The sequence below is a fragment of the Streptomyces sp. NPDC003943 genome, assembly GCF_053605265.1.
In genome coordinates this window covers 52,571-67,328 of the sequence record NZ_JBSGIW010000004.1, presented here as the reverse complement: position 1 = coordinate 67,328, position 14,758 = coordinate 52,571, and the positions used below count along the sequence as shown (strand labels likewise).

General features: G+C 73.6%; 15 protein-coding genes. 3 read left to right on the top strand and 12 right to left on the bottom strand.

Annotation, left to right across the window (positions count from 1 at the left end):
* Window positions 1-148 precede the first annotated feature (148 nt).
* Window positions 149-742 (top strand): flavin reductase family protein, encoded by a 594-nt coding sequence (locus ACWEV0_RS02880; RefSeq protein ID WP_453146011.1) that lies wholly within the window; start codon window positions 149-151, stop codon window positions 740-742.
* Here the strand turns inward: ACWEV0_RS02880 and ACWEV0_RS02875 are convergent.
* From ACWEV0_RS02875 to ACWEV0_RS02860, 4 genes are all read right to left on the bottom strand, one after another.
* Complete coding sequence (locus tag ACWEV0_RS02875) at window positions 732-1,217, bottom strand: hypothetical protein (RefSeq protein WP_453145861.1); 486 nt, start codon at window positions 1,215-1,217, stop codon at window positions 732-734. The genes ACWEV0_RS02880 and ACWEV0_RS02875 overlap by 11 nt on opposite strands.
* A 14-nt stretch (window positions 1,218-1,231) precedes the next feature.
* Window positions 1,232-1,912 carry a hypothetical protein gene (locus ACWEV0_RS02870; RefSeq protein WP_453145860.1) on the bottom strand — a complete coding sequence of 227 codons (681 nt, stop codon included), beginning with the start codon at window positions 1,910-1,912 and terminating at the stop codon, window positions 1,232-1,234.
* 133 nt (window positions 1,913-2,045) lie between these two features.
* Complete coding sequence (locus ACWEV0_RS02865; RefSeq protein WP_453145858.1) at window positions 2,046-3,368, bottom strand: MFS transporter; 1,323 nt, start codon at window positions 3,366-3,368, stop codon at window positions 2,046-2,048.
* A gap of 126 nt (window positions 3,369-3,494) precedes the next feature.
* The gene (locus ACWEV0_RS02860; protein ID WP_453146009.1) at window positions 3,495-4,778 is read right to left on the bottom strand and encodes an MFS transporter; all 1,284 of its coding nucleotides are present in this window, start codon (window positions 4,776-4,778) and stop codon (window positions 3,495-3,497) included.
* Between the two features lie 58 nt (window positions 4,779-4,836).
* Here ACWEV0_RS02860 and ACWEV0_RS02855 point away from each other — a divergent pair, with 58 nt between their 5' ends.
* On the top strand, window positions 4,837-5,850 hold the full coding sequence (locus ACWEV0_RS02855; protein ID WP_453145857.1) for a GlxA family transcriptional regulator: 1,014 nt from the start codon (window positions 4,837-4,839) through the stop codon (window positions 5,848-5,850).
* Here ACWEV0_RS02855 and ACWEV0_RS02850 read toward each other — a convergent pair.
* The 4 genes from ACWEV0_RS02850 to ACWEV0_RS02835 form a co-directional block, all read right to left on the bottom strand.
* Window positions 5,847-6,137 (bottom strand): putative quinol monooxygenase, encoded by a 291-nt coding sequence (locus ACWEV0_RS02850; protein WP_453145855.1) that lies wholly within the window; start codon window positions 6,135-6,137, stop codon window positions 5,847-5,849. The genes ACWEV0_RS02855 and ACWEV0_RS02850 overlap by 4 nt on opposite strands.
* An 80-nt stretch (window positions 6,138-6,217) precedes the next feature.
* The gene (locus ACWEV0_RS02845) at window positions 6,218-7,453 is read right to left on the bottom strand and encodes an MFS transporter (RefSeq protein ID WP_453145853.1); all 1,236 of its coding nucleotides are present in this window, start codon (window positions 7,451-7,453) and stop codon (window positions 6,218-6,220) included.
* A gap of 51 nt (window positions 7,454-7,504) precedes the next feature.
* A complete protein-coding gene (locus tag ACWEV0_RS02840; RefSeq protein WP_453145851.1) occupies window positions 7,505-8,554 on the bottom strand; it encodes a Zn-dependent alcohol dehydrogenase in 1,050 nt (349 codons plus the stop codon).
* The gene (locus tag ACWEV0_RS02835) at window positions 8,551-9,498 is read right to left on the bottom strand and encodes an SDR family oxidoreductase (protein ID WP_453145849.1); all 948 of its coding nucleotides are present in this window, start codon (window positions 9,496-9,498) and stop codon (window positions 8,551-8,553) included. Before ACWEV0_RS02835 ends, ACWEV0_RS02840 begins: the two co-directional genes overlap by 4 nt.
* Before the next feature lie 101 nt (window positions 9,499-9,599).
* Here ACWEV0_RS02835 and ACWEV0_RS02830 point away from each other — a divergent pair, with 101 nt between their 5' ends.
* Window positions 9,600-10,526 (top strand): cyclase family protein, encoded by a 927-nt coding sequence (locus ACWEV0_RS02830; protein WP_453145848.1) that lies wholly within the window; start codon window positions 9,600-9,602, stop codon window positions 10,524-10,526.
* Window positions 10,527-10,711: 185 nt separating this feature from the next.
* Here the strand turns inward: ACWEV0_RS02830 and ACWEV0_RS02825 are convergent, their stop codons facing one another.
* The 4 genes from ACWEV0_RS02825 to ACWEV0_RS02810 all read right to left on the bottom strand — a co-directional run bounded on the left by ACWEV0_RS02825 (window position 10,712) and on the right by ACWEV0_RS02810 (window position 14,745).
* Complete coding sequence (locus ACWEV0_RS02825) at window positions 10,712-11,158, bottom strand: ATP-binding protein (RefSeq protein ID WP_453145847.1); 447 nt, start codon at window positions 11,156-11,158, stop codon at window positions 10,712-10,714.
* A gap of 376 nt (window positions 11,159-11,534) precedes the next feature.
* Complete coding sequence (locus ACWEV0_RS02820; RefSeq protein ID WP_453145846.1) at window positions 11,535-12,413, bottom strand: acyl-CoA dehydrogenase family protein; 879 nt, start codon at window positions 12,411-12,413, stop codon at window positions 11,535-11,537.
* Between the two features lie 8 nt (window positions 12,414-12,421).
* Window positions 12,422-13,555: an acyl-CoA dehydrogenase family protein gene (locus ACWEV0_RS02815; RefSeq protein ID WP_453145844.1), complete on the bottom strand. Its 1,134-nt coding sequence runs from the start codon at window positions 13,553-13,555 to the stop codon at window positions 12,422-12,424.
* Window positions 13,555-14,745: an amidohydrolase family protein gene (locus tag ACWEV0_RS02810; protein WP_453145842.1), complete on the bottom strand. Its 1,191-nt coding sequence runs from the start codon at window positions 14,743-14,745 to the stop codon at window positions 13,555-13,557. Before ACWEV0_RS02810 ends, ACWEV0_RS02815 begins: the two co-directional genes overlap by 1 nt.
* Window positions 14,746-14,758: the final 13 nt, after the last annotated feature.

Sequence of the window (14,758 nt, the reverse complement as noted above, 5' to 3'; positions counted from 1 at the left end):
GGACGGCGGGCGCCTCTTCGTCGACACACTGCTCGCGTACGAGGCGGCGGTGACCGGCGAGGAGGACGAGGACTGACGTCCGGGGCTCCAGGGATTCCCATCTGACGGTGCGTCAGCTTCAATGGATGCTGTGATGGGACACGCTGGGATGGCGGCCACCGCCGTCCGATACCTCAGATCGGCCGGGGCGCCCACGGCCGTGGAAGCCCTGCCGCGGCCCGCGCTGCGTGCCGTACGGGACGACGAGAGGGCGCCGGTGGACGCGGCCGAGTTCCGGCGCGTGCTCGGGCACTTCGCGAGCGGCGTCACGATCGTGACGGCGCTCGACGAGGACGGGCCGGCGGGCTTCGCCTGCCAGTCCTTCGCCTCGCTGTCGCTCGACCCGCCGCTGGTCGTCTTCATGGTCGCCCGCACGTCGACCACCTGGCCGAGGATCGCCCGCGCGGGCCGCTTCTGCGTCAACATCCTCGGCGCGGGGCAGGGCGAGCTGTGCCGGGGCTTCGCGGTGAGCGGCGCGGACAAGTTCGCGGGCGTGGAGTGGGTGCCGGCGCCGTCGACCGGCTCGCCGCGGCTGCCGGCCGCCCCGGCCTGGGTGGACTGCACGATCGCGGCGGTGCACACGGGCGGCGACCACCTGATCGTGGTGGGCCGGGTGGAGGCGCTGGGCGCGGCCGAGGACCCGGACGAGGGCGGGGAGCCGCTGCTGTTCCACCGGGGGCGGTTCGGGCGCTTCAGCGCGTAGCGGCGCCGATGACGCCCAGGCCGCCGGCGGCGAGGACCGCGAGCGTCCCCCACACCAGCACCTTCACGAAGTAGCCCGCGCGCGCGTGCCGCGCCACGACCGCCGCCACGCCCAGGCACGCCCACGCCACCAGCCAGCAGCGCCACCCGAAGAGCGGCAGGAGCAGCACGCTTCCGACGCCTGTGAGCAGCAGCTGCCACGCGAGCGGCGGGCCCCCGATGCGGCGCCCGGCGGCCTCGCCCAGCACGACGGACGGCGCCACCACCGCGGCCGACACCGTGGCCGTCGCCAGCAGCGCGAACACGAAGAGGACCGGAAAGAGCACCACCGTCAGCGCGCTGATCTGCTCCTCCCCCGGTTCCGGCTTCCGGGTCTCGCCGAACACCATCCCGAGGACGAGCGCGAGCGCCGCCTCCAGGAACAGCACGAGCACCGAGACCCGGAGCATCCGCCAGAACGTGCGGCCGTCGTCCATCCCCCGCACCGGCCCTACCCGCGGCGTTCGAGGAGGTGGCGGCCCCCCTCGTCGGGATCGCCGATGCGGACAGCGGCCTTCGTCGTCTGCACGCCGGCCGCCGTCGCCCTGCCGTCCGCCGTCAGGCTCGGCGTGCCGCCCTCGCCGTCGGTCCAGGTCGCGGCGATCCGGCTCGCGTTCGGCTTCGGAGGCTCGCCCCCGAAGCCGGTCCACAGGGCGAAGCCGGCGAGCACGAACGCGGTGACGAGGGCGAGCGTCCCGTACAGCGCCACCCATCCGAACAACGCGCCGCCGCTGACGTACGGCCGGTCCGTGAGGAGCAGTCGGCGGGCCACCAGGGCCGCGACCGTGAGCCCCACCGTGGTCGCGAGCCAGCACACCGGGCTCCACAGCGGCCCGGCCCCCAGCGCCACCAGTCCGCCGACGACCGGCAGGACGGTGACGGCGGCCGTCACGGCCGGCACCCAGTACCAGGGCTCGCGCCCCTCGACCCGGCGGCCGGCCCAGCGGGCGAGCACGAGCAGCGGCGCCACCACGGCGACCGAAAGCAGCGCCCCGAAGGCGGTGCCGGCCACCGCGGAGACCGGCACGAACAGCAGCAGGGCGAAGATCGTCCCCGGGGTCCAGGTCAGACTCGGGAGCCACACCCACAGCGCGAGCGCGCCGATCACCGCCTCGACGCCGAGCACCGTCATCGACACGATGATGATCGCGCCGAGCCTGTCTCCTACCCGTATCAGCCGTTCTGAACGCAATTCTGAACGCATTCAAATCCCCTCCTGCCCCGCATCCTCCTCCATGCGGGACAGGTCTGTACACCCGGGTCCGTCACACGGCCGCCGCCCCGGCCTGCCGCACGCCGCCGGGCCGCCGGATCACCAGCGCCATCAGCGCCGCCGCCGCGCACAGCGCGCCCGAGGCGTACCAGACGATGTCGTACGAGCCGAAGACGTCACGCGCCAGGCCGCCGGCGAAGGCGATGAAGGCGGCGCCGACCTGGTGCGAGGCGAGGACCCAGCCGAAGACGATCGCGGAGTCGTCGCCGTAGTGCTCGCGGCACAGCGCGATGGTGGGCGGCACGGTGGCGACCCAGTCGAGGCCGTAGAAGACGATGAAGAACAGCATCGGCGGGTGGACGGACGGTGCGAGGAGCATCGGCAGGAAGAGGAGCGAGATCCCGCGCAGCGCGTAGTAGACGGCGAGCAGCCGGCGCGGCGCGAAGCGGTCGGTGAACCAGCCGGAGGCGATCGTGCCGACGACGTCGAAGACGCCGATGACCGCGAGGAGTCCGGCCGCCGCCGTCACCGGCATGCCGTGGTCGTGCGCGGCCGGCACGAAGTGGGTCTTGACCAGGCCGTTCGTCGAGGCGCCGCAGATCGCGAAGGAGCCGGCGAGCAGCCAGAAGGGGCCGGTGCGGGCCGCGCGGAAGAGGACGGTGAGGGCGCGGCGGGCGGCGCCGGTGACGGGCGCGGGCTTCTCGGCGTACTCACCGCCGTACGGGGCGAGCCGCACGTCCGCCGGGTGGTCGCGCAGCAGCAGCCAGACGAACGGGACGACGGCGGCCGCGGCGAGCGCGACGGTCACGGCGGCCGGGCGCCAGCCGTGGTGCTCGACCAGCCAGGAGAGGAGGGGCAGGAAGACCAGCTGGCCGGACGCGCCGGCCGCGGTGAGGATGCCGGTGACCAGGCCGCGCCGGGCGACGAACCACCGGTTCGTCACGGTCGCGGCGAACGCCAGCGCCATCGAGCCGCTGCCGAGGCCGACGAGCAGGCCCCAGTAGAGGACGAGCTGCCAGGCCGCCGTCATCCACACGGTGAGCAGCGAACCGAGCGAGATCACGCTCAGCGCGACGGCGACGACCCGGCGGATGCCGAAGGTGTCCATGAGCGCGGCGGCGAACGGCGCCGTCAGGCCGTACAGCGCCAGGTTCACCGACACCGCCAGGCCGATCGTGCCGCGCGACCAGTGGAACTCGCCGTGCAGCGGCTCGATGAGCAGGCCCGGCAGGGACGCGAAGGCGGCCGCGCCGATGATCGTGACGAAGGTGACGGCGGCGACGAACCAGGCGCGGTGGATGCGCGGGGTGCGGGGAAGGGCGGAGGTACGGGCGGGGGCGGAGCTCTCGGTTGTCTGGGTCACGTCACTCAGCATCGCGAGCCGCGCCCGCCCGGACCATTGGCCCGAATGACAGCTTTCCAACGGATCGAGCCAAGGGTTCGGGCCAAGGGATCGGGCAACGCGGTTCGAGCCAAGGGTTCGAGCCCTGGGGACGAGCCGCTACGAAGCCCGGGGCAGCGTCCTGATCGGGCGCACCACCAGCAGCGCCGTCACCACCAGCACCGCGATCCCCGCCCCCACGAGCAGCACCCGCTCCGTCCCGACCACCGCCGCCACCGGGCCCGACGCCGCCCGCCCCACGCCCATCATCAGCAGCGATCCGGCCACGTCGTACGCGTGCATCCGGTTCAGCGCCTCCTGCGGGACGTGCGTCTGCACCGACGTCGACCACATCACCAGCCAGAACGCGAAGGCCGCGCCCTCGACGAACCCGCCCGCGTACAGCAGCGGCAGCGGAGCACCCGTACCGAGCAGCGCCAGGAACAGCGGCAGGCCGAGCAGCCCCACCGCGCCCGCCGCCAGCGGGCGGCGCGGGCGGAGCCGTACGGCGAGCAGACCGCCGGCGGCGCTGCCCGCGCCGATGACGGTCATGAGGACGCCGTAGGTCGCCGAGCCGTACGCCCCCGTGATCAGGGTCGCGGTCAGCGGGATCATCGGGCCCGAGACCGTCAGGCCGTACACCGTCCAGATCGCGATCACCCCCCACAGCCAGCTCCGCGACCTGAACTCACGCCAGCCGAGCGCCATCTCCCGCAGCAGCGAGCCGCGCCGCACGCCGTCGGACGGCACGGGCGCGACGCGCAGGAGCGTGAAGCAGACGGCGCTGACCGCGAAGCAGGCGCCGTTGACGGCGAAGGCCGCGCCCGCGCTCCAGAGCGCGACGAGCAGACCGGCGGCGGCCGGGCCCGCCATCGTCATCAGGGCCTCGACGACCCGGATGACGGCGTTGGCACGCTGCACGTCGGGCGCGATGCGCGGGATCGTGGAGGCCACGCCCGGCTGGAAGAGCGCGGCCCCGACGCCGCTGAGCGCGGAGAGCGCGTAGACGGACCACAGCGGCGGGCTGCCGGTGCTGAAGGAGACGGCGAGGACGACGGCGCCGGGCAGCCGCAGCAGATCGGCCAGCACCATCATCCGGCGGGCGGTGAACCGGTCGGCGAGGACGCCGCCGAAGAGGACGAAGACGGCGAAGGCGCCGGTCCAGGCGCCGAGGGTGTAGCCGACGGAGGCGTCCGGGTAGCCGGCGCCGGTGAGCGCGGCGGCGAAGGCGACCGGGACCATGCCCTCGCCGAAGACGGCGACGGCGCGGGCGACGAAGAAGAGCCGGAAGTCGCGGTTCCAGAGTGCGTCCGGTCTGGCGGGCGGCTCGGCGGGGGCGGGCTCGGCCGGATCGGGAATCCGTTCGGCGGCCTCAGACTTGTAGGTGTTGTCCGTCACGAACAGACAGACGTACCAGCTCGGTGGTCTGGACCACCACTGTTTTACGGAGGAGCAGCCGCCCGTGCGCCCACACCGCGTCGCCGTCCTCGCCCTGCCCGGCCTGCTCCCCTTCGAACTGGGGATCCCGCACCGCATATTCGGCCGTGCCAAGGACCCCGACGGCCGCCCGCTGTACGAGATCGTCACCTGCGCCGTCGCGGCCGGCCCGGTCCAGACGGACGCCGACTTCGCCGTGCACGTCGAGCACGGCCCGGAGGTCCTGGCCACCGCCGACACGGTCGTCGTGCCCGCCTCGTACGAGCTGGGACCGGTGTACGAGGAGGGCCGGCTGCCCCCCGAGCTGGCCGCCGCCCTCGCGCACGTCCGGCCCGGCACCCGGGTGGCCTCCATCTGCACCGGCGGATACGTCCTCGCCGCCGCCGGCTGGCTCGACGGCCGCCCCGCCACCACCCACTGGGCGCACGCCGACCACTTCCAGCGCCTCTTCCCGAAGGTGCGGGTGGACGCGGAGGTGCTGTACGTGGACGACGGCGACGTCCTGACCTCCGCGGGCGTGGCCGCCGGGATCGACCTGTGCCTGCACATGGTGCGCCGCGACCACGGCACGGCCGTCGCGAACGCGGTGGCCCGGAGCACGGTCGTGCCCCCGCACCGGGACGGCGGCCAGGCCCAGTACATCGCCCGCCCGCTGCCCGAGGCCGGGGCGTCGACCACGACCACGGCCCGCGCCTGGGCGCTCGCCCATCTGCACGAGCCGATCCAGCTGCGGGACCTGGCGGTACGGGAGTCGATGAGCGTCCGCACCTTCACGCGCCGCTTCCGCGACGAGGTCGGCATCAGCCCGGGCCAATGGCTCACCCAGCAGCGCGTGGAGCGGGCCCGGCACCTGCTCGAATCCACCGACCTGCCCATCGACCAGATCGCCCACGACTCCGGCTTCGGCACCGCCCAGTCGCTGCGGGTGCACCTCCAGGCCGCGATCGGGGTGACGCCGACCGCCTACCGGCGCACCTTCCGGGCGGCGCCGGAACGGCTCCAGGGCCTGTCCGGCGGATCAGGGTCGGACAGGCCCTAGGCGATCGCCTCGCAGATCGTGACGGACCGCTCCTCCAGGAGCGGCACGACCTGGCCGAGGACCAGGGCCTGGAAGTGCTCCGACTCCCGGTGCGCGGTGAGCGCCGCGTCGTCGGCGTACTCCTCGAAGAGCAGGACCTCGGCCGGGTTCGCCACGGACCGCACGGGCCGGTAGTCCAGACAGCCCGGCTCGGCCCGGCTGGCCCTCGCGACCTCGTGCAGGAGCTCCGTCACGCGCTCCTCCTCGCCGGGCTTCACGAGCCAGCGCGCCACCACGTACACCGCCATGAGAATTCCCCTTCCGGTTCTTCAGCGTTGCGATACAGCCCCCTGAGGACAGCGTGGACCACCCGTGAGCGGCCGGTCCGTCACCGGTCGGAACCCGCGGTCCGCGGCCGGCCTCGCTCGGCAGACGGCCGAACGGCCGGCGTCGGGGGCTCCGGCTCGATGCGGCGCTCGCCCCACACGCCGATCGCCGTCAGCGTCAGCGTCAGGCCGACCCCGCACAGGATCGCCGTCGACGGCGCGACGGTCTTCAGCAGGGCGCCCGCGAGCGTGCCGCTGGTGGCGTAGCCGGCGCCGACCGCCGCGTACATCACGGAGTAGCCGGCGGCGACCGCTCCGGGCGGCAGGATCTGGCGCAGGGCGAGGTTGCGGGTGAGGCTGGCGGGGGCCTGGAGGAGGCCCGCGGCGACGAGGGCGACGGCGATGCCGGCGGCCCGGGGCAGTACGGCGGCCAGGGCGACGCCCGCCGACACGCCGACGATGAGCACGGCGGACTGCACCGGCAGCCGGCCGGGCCAGGAGCCGCGCAGGCCGTAGACGAACGCGCCGACGGCCGAGCCGATGGAGAACCCGGCGAGCAGCGGACCCGCCAGGGCGAGAGGGATCGCCCGCTGTTCGAGCAGGGCGGGCAGGACCAGCTCGGCGAGCGCGAGCAGCGTGAGGCCGGCGGCGCCGGTGACGTACACGGGCCAGGCCCGGGCCAGGACCCGGCCCATGGAGCCGCCGCGGTCCTTCGCCCCCTCGGCCTGCCAGCCGCGCGGCAGCAGCCACTGCCCGGCCACGGCGAGCGCCATCAGCACGCCCTGGAGCAGCAGCGGCGCGGCGGGGTCCGCGCCGAGGGCGAGGCCGGTCGTCAGGGCCGGGGCCGCGGCCCAGATGCCGAAGGTCAGCATCGATTCCATGCTCATCGCCTGCGTCACGGCCCGCTCCGGGACCATGCTGGTCAGCAGCGCGCGCTGGCCGCCGGGGACGGCGGCCGGGCCCGCGCCGGCGAGGAAGGCGAGCGCCCCCAGGAGAACCGGGTGGCCCGCTCCTCCGGCGGCCGCGAGCCCCAGGAACCCGGCCGCGCCGACGGCGAGCCCGGCGGCCAGCTGCGGACGGGCCCGCTCGGCGTCCAGCCGCATGCCGAGCACGGGCGAGGCGACGATCTCCCCGATCACGTACACGGCGGCGAGCACCGCGCCGAGGGGGTAGCCGCCGGGCTGCTCGCGCACCAGGAAGACCACCGCGAGCGGTGCCATGGCCACGGGCGTCCGGGCGGCGACGGTGACGGCGCACCAGGCGAGGACGGGTCGGGTGGCGAGCTCGCGGTAGGCCATGCTCAGGACCGTAACGAGTGCCCGGTCCTGCCGCACTCCATTAGGGCCGCCCTAGAACGTGAGCACGCCCCGCGCCACCTTCCCCTGCTCCGCGTCCTCCACCGCCCTCGCGAACTCCTCCACCGGGTACGTGGCGGTGACGAGTTCGTCGAGGAGCAGCCGGCCCGTCCGGTACAGCTCCGCGTACAGCGCGATGTCCTTCTGCGGCCGCGAGGAGCCGTAGCGGCAGCCCAGGATCGACTTGTCGAGGAACAACGCGGCGGGCACGAAGCCGGCCTCGGCGGTGGGCGCGGTCATGCCGAGGAGGACGGCCTGGCCGTGGCGGTCGAGGAGGTCGATCGCGGTGCGGACGAGACCCGTGTGGCCGACGCATTCGAAGACGTGGTCGGCGCCGGTGGGCAGGATCTCCCGCACGGAGTCGGTCGAGGTGAGGAAGTGGCTGGCGCCGAAGCGGAGGGCGGTGACCTCCTTCGCCGGGTTGGTGTCGACGGCGACGATCGTCGTCGCGCCGGCGATGCGGGCGCCCTGGAGGACGTTGAGGCCGATGCCGCCGGTGCCGATGACGACGACGGTCTCGCCGTGGGCGACCTTCGCCCGGTTGAGGACGGCGCCGACGCCCGTGAGGACGCCGCAGCCCATGAGCGCAGCCGAGGTGAGCGGGATGTCCTCGGGGATCTTCACCGCCTGGACGGCCTTGACGACGGTCCGCTCGGCGAAGGAGGAGTTCGAGGCGAACTGGAAGTGCGGGGTGCCGGCGCGGGTGAAGGGCCGGCTGGGCCTGCCGATCGCCTTGCGGCACATGGTGGGCCGGCCGCGGTCGCAGTCGGCGCAGGCACCGCAGTTGGCGAGGGTGGACAGGGCCACGTGGTCGCCCGGGGCGACATGGGTGACGCCGGGGCCGACGGCCTCGACGACGCCGGCGCCCTCGTGGCCGAGGACGACGGGCGCCGGGAACGGGATCGTCCCGTCCACGACGGACAGGTCGCTGTGGCAGAGCCCGGCGGCGCGGATGCCGACGAGCACCTCGCCGGGACCGGGGTCGCGGACCTCCAGGTCGTCGACGACCCGGACCTCCTTGCCGTCGAAGACGACGCCTCTCATCGGCCCTCCCCCTTGCCCCGGTCCGGCCCGGCCGCGTTGGGCCGGTCGCCGGCCGCCGCGGCCCGCGCCATCTCCTCCAGCTGCTGGAGCAGCGGCATCGGGTCGATGCCGACCGTCCCCGGCAGGAAGTCCGCGATCCGCTCCGGCGTCCACGCGCCGCCCTCCGCGTATCCGGCACGCAGCTCGCGCGGCTGGGCCCAGACGGCGATCTTGGGGCCGGCGATCGTGTAGACCTGGCCGGTGATCTTCTCGGCCCTGGCCCGGTCGGAGAGCAGGTAGACGACGAGCGCGGCGACGTCCTCCGGCTCGCCGATCTCCTTCAGCGTCATCGGCACGTTGGCCGACATGCGGGTACGGGCGACCGGTGCGACCGCGTTGGCGGTGACCCCGTACTTGTGGAGTCCGAGCGCCGCGCTCCGGACGAGCGAGATGATGCCGCCCTTGGCGGCGGAGTAGTTGGCCTGGGCGACCGAGCCCTGGTGGTTGCCGCTGGTGAAGCCGATGAGCGTGCCGGAGCCCTGCCGGCGCATGACGGCGGACGCGGCGCGGAAGACGGTGAAGGTGCCCTTGAGGTGGGTGGCGACGACGGGGTCCCACTCCTCCTCGGACATGTTGAAGAGCATCCGCTCGCGCAGGATGCCGGCCACGCACACGACCCCGTCGATCCGCCCGTACTCGGCGAGCGCCACGTCGACGATCCGCTGGCCGCCCGCCATCGTCGAGATGTCGTCGGCGACGGCGACCGCCGCGCCGCCCGCCGCCGCGATCTCCTTGACCACGGACTCGGCGATCTCGCTGGTGGGCTCGCCGCCCTCGATGGACACCCCGTAGTCGTTGACGACGACCTTCGCGCCCTCCGCCGCGCAGGCGAGGGCGACGGCACGGCCGATGCCCCGCCCCGCGCCCGTGACCGCGACGACCTTTCCTGCCAAGAAGTTCCCCACGACCGGCCCCTTCCCGGGTTTCTGACGGTCCGTTAGATTCCTTCGTCGGCAGGATTCTACGGCCCGTCAGATACCGGAAAACAAGACCCCGGAGGCGCCCGATGCCCCTACCGCCCGAATTCCACGAGATCGCCAAACGCGTCAACAACTGGGGACGTTGGGGCCGGGACGACGAGATCGGCACGCTCAACCTGATCACCGACGAGGTGGTACGGGAGGCCGCCGCGACCGTCCGCACCGGGCAGCGGATCCCGCTCGCCGTCGACCTCAAGCAGGACGGCGTGCAGACCGGCATGATCCCCGGCCGGGTCAACCCGCTCCACACGATGGTGCAGATCAACCAGGAGCTCTTCGGCCCCGGCACCGTCGCCACCAGCGACGACGCCGTGACCCTCGGCCTCCAGGCGGGCACCCACTGGGACGCGCTCACCCATGTCTCGCACTCGGGCCGGATCTACAACGGGCGCCCGGCCGGCACCGTCACCGCGCACGGCCGCTCCGAGTTCAGCGGCATCCACACCGCGCGGCACATCGTCAGCCGGGGCGTGCTGCTCGACGTGGCGGCGGCCAAGGGCGTGGACCGGCTGCCCGGCGACCACGCCGTGACGCCCGAGGACCTGGACGAGGCCGCCGAGTTCGGCGGGGTCACGGTCCGGTCCGGCGACATCGTGCTCGTACGGACCGGGCAGCTGCAGGTGTACCTGGCCGGCGACAAGCACGGCTACGCCTTCCCGTCACCCGGCCTGTCCGTCCGCACGCCCGAGTGGTTCCACGCCCGGGACGTGGCGGCGGTCGCCAACGACACGCTCACCTTCGAGATCTTCCCGCCGGAGATCGAGGACCTGTGGCTGCCCGTGCACGCCCTCGACCTGGTCGAGATGGGGATGCTCCAGGGGCAGAACTGGAATCTGGAGGCGCTGTCCACAGCCTGTGCACAGACGCGGCGGTACGCGTTCCTGCTCTCCGCCATGCCCGAGCCCTTCGTGGGCGGCACGGGCACACCGGTCTCACCGGTGGCCGTCCTGTAGGACTTCGCGGGTGGCGGCGCACTCGCGCGCGCCCCGAGCACGGCGCGTGGGTGTCCCCCCGCGTGCGGAGCACCGCGGGGGACGCCGCCACCCGTCACGACCCGCGCTCGCCGAGGGGCCACGCCCCTCGACTCCCCTCGCAGAACGAATCGCTCACCCAAGAGTGATCAATTCGCCACGAACCGTCAACACCACGCCCGGGTGGGTGACACCGCCACGACGGATTCCGGCGCCGGCGACCCGGCCGGAGCCCGGTCCACCTCGCACCAGATGCTCTTGCCCGCGCCTTCGCGCTGCCAGCCCCAGCGGTCCGCGAGGCCGTCCACGAGTTCCAGGCCGCGCCCGTTGGTGTCCTCGCCGGCCGCGTGCCGGGGCCGCGGCGGCCGGTCGCTGCGGTCGGCCACCTCGACCCGCACCCCGCCCCCGCCGAACAGCATCCGCAGCACGGCCGGACAGCCCGTGTGCACCACCGCGTTGGTCACGAGCTCCGAGATGAGCAGCACCAGCGTGTCCGCGAGCGGCTCGTCATCGCCTATCCCCGACCCGGCCAGCCGCGAACGCGCCCAACGCCGGGCGCGACCCACCTCTGCCGGGTCCGCCCCGACCTCCAACTGAACCTGAAGCACCTGCACCGTTCACACCATCCGAACCGGCGTCCTCGACGACCTAACGGAACGTGATTCCCTTGTGAGACAGCATGGTTGACGTACAGTCACCGCAACAAGCGCTTCAGGCATATTCCAGCGCGAAGGAGTACGCATGGTCCATACTGTGCGACGCACGCTGCGGGGAGTCGAACAGAGGCGCGCAAAACGCCGCCAGGGGGCGCGAGCGGCGGGCATTCCGGGACCCGGAGCCGCCCCGGGGGCGGCACCGGCGCGATCCGGTCCCACAAGCACTCGCATCCAACGGAGCGTACCGGAGGCCGGGGTCGACTCCGGCCCGTGACGACCCGGCCGAAGGACACAACCCGATATCGACGCTGCGTGACCCTCCGGACCGACCGCGTTACGGCGCCGGCTCCAGGGCCGCCGCCACCCGCTCCTCCGCCACCGCCCCGCCGAGCCCGCGCCCGGCCCGCACCCAGGCCCGTCTCAGGTGCAGATGGACATCGGCCTCCCAGGTGAAGCCCATGCCGCCGTGCACCTGGAGACAGTCCCGGGCGCAGCCGGCCGCCGCCTCGTCGGCGAGCAGCCGGGCGCCCGCGATCTCCACCGGGTCGGCGGTGACGGCGGCGGCGTAGACGGCGGCCCGGGCTACTTCCGTTCGTACGAGCATCTGCGCGCACAAGTGCTTGACGGCCTGGAAGGCGCCGATCGGCTGTCCGAACTGCTCGCGCACCCGGGCGTGCGCGACCGCGAGCTCGGTGGTGCGGGCGGCGCTGCCGAGCTGCTCGGCGGCGGTGAGGAGGCAGGCCGTGTCCGCTTCGGCGGGCGCGGCTCCGCCGGGCAGCCGGTGCAGGGGCGTCAGCGGGTCGACCGACCGCATCGGCGCGGCCCCGGAGACGTCGCCGACGACCGCGTCCGCCGCGTCCAGCCACTCCACGAGCTCGCCGTCGGCCCGCGCCACCACCGCCACGCCCTCGGCCGCGCCCGGCACCCGCCCCGCCGCCAGGTGCGTGGCCACGAGCGGGCCCGGCAGCAGCGCCCGGCCCGCCTCCTCGAAGACGAGGACCGCCTCGGGCAGCCCGAGCCCTACCCCGCCGTCCGCCTCCGGGAGCCGCAGCGCGAAGAACCCGGCCGCGCCGAGCTCCCGCCACAGCGCCCGGTCGAGCACCCCGCCGGCGTCCACGGCCGCCCGGAGGGCCTCCCGCCCGAAGCGGGCGGCGAGCAGCTCCCGTACCCCGCGCTTCAGCGCCTGCTGGTCCTCGGTGAGTCGGAAGTCCATGCGTCGGTTCACCGGCCCTTCGGCAGGCCGAGGATGCGCTCGGCGACGATGTTCTGCTGGATCTGCGAGGTGCCCGCGGCGATCGTGTACGAGAGCGAGGACAGCCGGTCGAGGTTCCAGTCGCGCGCCAGGTCGAGCGCGTCGGGCCCGAGGACGGCGGCGGCGGTGTCGTACAGCTCCTGGCGGGCGTGCGAGTAGCGCAGTTTGAAGACGGAGCCGCCGGTGCCGGGGACGCCGCCGGTGGCCTGGGCCTCGCTCACGTTCCACTGGGTGAGCCGCCACAGCGCCTGGAACTCGGCGCCGAGCCGGCCGAGCCGGCGGCGCAGGACGGGGTCGTCCCAGCGGCCGTTCTTCCGCGCCGTGCGGGCGAGTTCGCCGAGGACGCGGCGGCAGGCGACGACCTCGCCGACGAAGGCGGTGCCGCGCTCGAAGGAGAGGGTGACCATGGTGACGCGCCAGCCGTCGTTCTCCGCGCCGACGCGATGGGAGACCGGCACCCGCACCTCGTCGAGGAACATCTCGGCGAACTCGGCCGACCCGGCGAGCGTGCGCAGCGGCCGGACCGTGATCCCGGGGCTGTCCATCGGCATCGCGAGCCAGCTGATCCCGCGGTGCCTGGGCGCGTCGGGGTCGGTGCGGACGAGGAGTTCGCACCAGTCGGCGACCTCGGCGTGCGAGGTCCAGGTCTTCTGTCCGGTGACGACGTAGTGGTCGCCGTCCCGGACGGCCCGGGTGCGCAGCGACGCCAGGTCGGACCCGGCGTCGGGCTCGCTGAAGCCCTGGCACCACACCTCGTCGCCGCGCAGGACCGGCTCCAGCCAGCGGGCCCGCTGCTCCGCCGTGCCTTCGGCGGCGATGGTCGGTCCCGCGTGGAGCAGCCCGACGAAGTTGGCGCCGACGTAGGGCGCGCCGGCCCGTTCGGTCTCCTCCAGGAAGATCAGCCGCTGCGTCGGCGAGGCGTCCCAGTGCACGTGCCCGTACCCCGCCTCGTAGAGCCGCCGCTGCCAGCCGCAGTCGTACGCGCGCCGGGCGGGCCAGTCGAGCGGGTCGGGCCTGGGCGGGAGGCTGTGCAGTTCGCGCGCGAGCCAGTCCCTCAGCCCCGCCCGGAACTCCTCCTCTTCCTCCGTGTACGCGAGCTCCATCAGACGATTCCGAGGCCGAGCATGCGGATGGCGTTGCCGCGCATCAGCTTGTAGACGGTCTCGTCGTCGAGGCCCTTCACGTGGTCGAGCGCGACCTCCTTGGTGTGCGGGAAGGTCGAGTCGACGTGCGGGTAGTCGGTCTCGAAGGTGGCGTTGTCCCGCCCGACGACGTCCAGTGAGGCGATGCCGTGCTTGTCGCGGAAGAAGCAGCAGAAGATCTGCCGGTAGTAGTACGTGGACGGCGGCTCCGGGATCAGGTCGCGCACCCCGCCCCAGGCGCGGTGCTCCTCCCACACGTCGTCGGCGCGTTCGAGGGCGTACGGGATCCAGCCCATCTGGCCCTCGCTGTACGCGAGCTTCAGTCGCGGGAACCTCACCAGCACCCCGGAGAAGAGGAAGTCCATCATCGACGCCATCGCGTTGTTGAAGCTGAGCGAGGCCTGGACGGCGGGCGGGGCGTCGGGCGAGGCGGCGGGCATCTGCGAGGACGAGCCGATGTGCATGTTGACGACGGTCCCGGTCTCCTGGCAGACGGCGAAGAACGGGTCCCAGTAGCCGGAGTGGATCGACGGCAGCCCGAGGTGCGTCGGGATCTCGGAGAAGGTGACCGCCCGGACGCCGCGGGCCGCGTTGCGCCGGATCTCGGCGACGGCCAGGTCGATGTCCCACAGCGGGATGATGCACAGCGGGACGAGCCGGCCGCCGCTGTCGCCGCACCACTCCTCGACCATCCAGTCGTTGTAGGCGCGCACGCAGGCGAGCGCGACCTCCTTGTCCTTGGCCTCGGCGAAGGTCTGCCCGCAGAACCGCGGGAAGGTCGGGAAGCAGAGCGACGCCTCCACGTGGTTGAGGTCCATGTCCTTCAGCCGCGCGGCCGGGTCCCAGCAGCCGCGGCGCATCTCCTCGCGGGTGATGCCCTCCAGGGTCATGTCGTCCCGGTCGAAGCCGACGGCGGCGATGTTCCGCTTGTACGGGAACTTCAGGTCCTCGTAGATCCACCAGTCGGTGGGCGGCCCGTCGGGATCCATCGTGATCTGGTACTTGCCGCCGACGTACGCGAGCTCGCCGATCCCGGCGGTGAGGGGCTGCGGGCCGCGGTCGCGGTAGCGGGCCGGGAGCCAGCTGGCGAAGAGGTGCGCGGGCTCGATCACGTGGTCGTCGACGCTGATGATGCGGGGCAGTTCCGTCATGGACTCAACTCCC

What these genes read in the sequence shown, in the direction of transcription:
- ACWEV0_RS02880 (WP_453146011.1), top strand. Translation starts at nt 149, where the DNA reads ATGGCGGCCACCGCCGTCCGATACCTCAGATCGGCCGGGGCGCCCACG.
- ACWEV0_RS02875 (WP_453145861.1), bottom strand. Translation starts at nt 1,217, where the DNA reads ATGGACGACGGCCGCACGTTCTGGCGGATGCTCCGGGTCTCGGTGCTC.
- ACWEV0_RS02870 (WP_453145860.1), bottom strand. Translation starts at nt 1,912, where the DNA reads ATGACGGTGCTCGGCGTCGAGGCGGTGATCGGCGCGCTCGCGCTGTGG.
- ACWEV0_RS02865 (WP_453145858.1), bottom strand. Translation starts at nt 3,368, where the DNA reads ATGCTGAGTGACGTGACCCAGACAACCGAGAGCTCCGCCCCCGCCCGT.
- ACWEV0_RS02850 (WP_453145855.1), bottom strand. Translation starts at nt 6,137, where the DNA reads ATGGCGGTGTACGTGGTGGCGCGCTGGCTCGTGAAGCCCGGCGAGGAG.
- ACWEV0_RS02845 (WP_453145853.1), bottom strand. Translation starts at nt 7,453, where the DNA reads ATGGCCTACCGCGAGCTCGCCACCCGACCCGTCCTCGCCTGGTGCGCC.
- ACWEV0_RS02840 (WP_453145851.1), bottom strand. Translation starts at nt 8,554, where the DNA reads ATGAGAGGCGTCGTCTTCGACGGCAAGGAGGTCCGGGTCGTCGACGAC.
- ACWEV0_RS02830 (WP_453145848.1), top strand. Translation starts at nt 9,600, where the DNA reads ATGCCCCTACCGCCCGAATTCCACGAGATCGCCAAACGCGTCAACAAC.
- ACWEV0_RS02820 (WP_453145846.1), bottom strand. Translation starts at nt 12,413, where the DNA reads ATGGACTTCCGACTCACCGAGGACCAGCAGGCGCTGAAGCGCGGGGTA.
- ACWEV0_RS02815 (WP_453145844.1), bottom strand. Translation starts at nt 13,555, where the DNA reads ATGGAGCTCGCGTACACGGAGGAAGAGGAGGAGTTCCGGGCGGGGCTG.
- ACWEV0_RS02810 (WP_453145842.1), bottom strand. Translation starts at nt 14,745, where the DNA reads ATGACGGAACTGCCCCGCATCATCAGCGTCGACGACCACGTGATCGAG.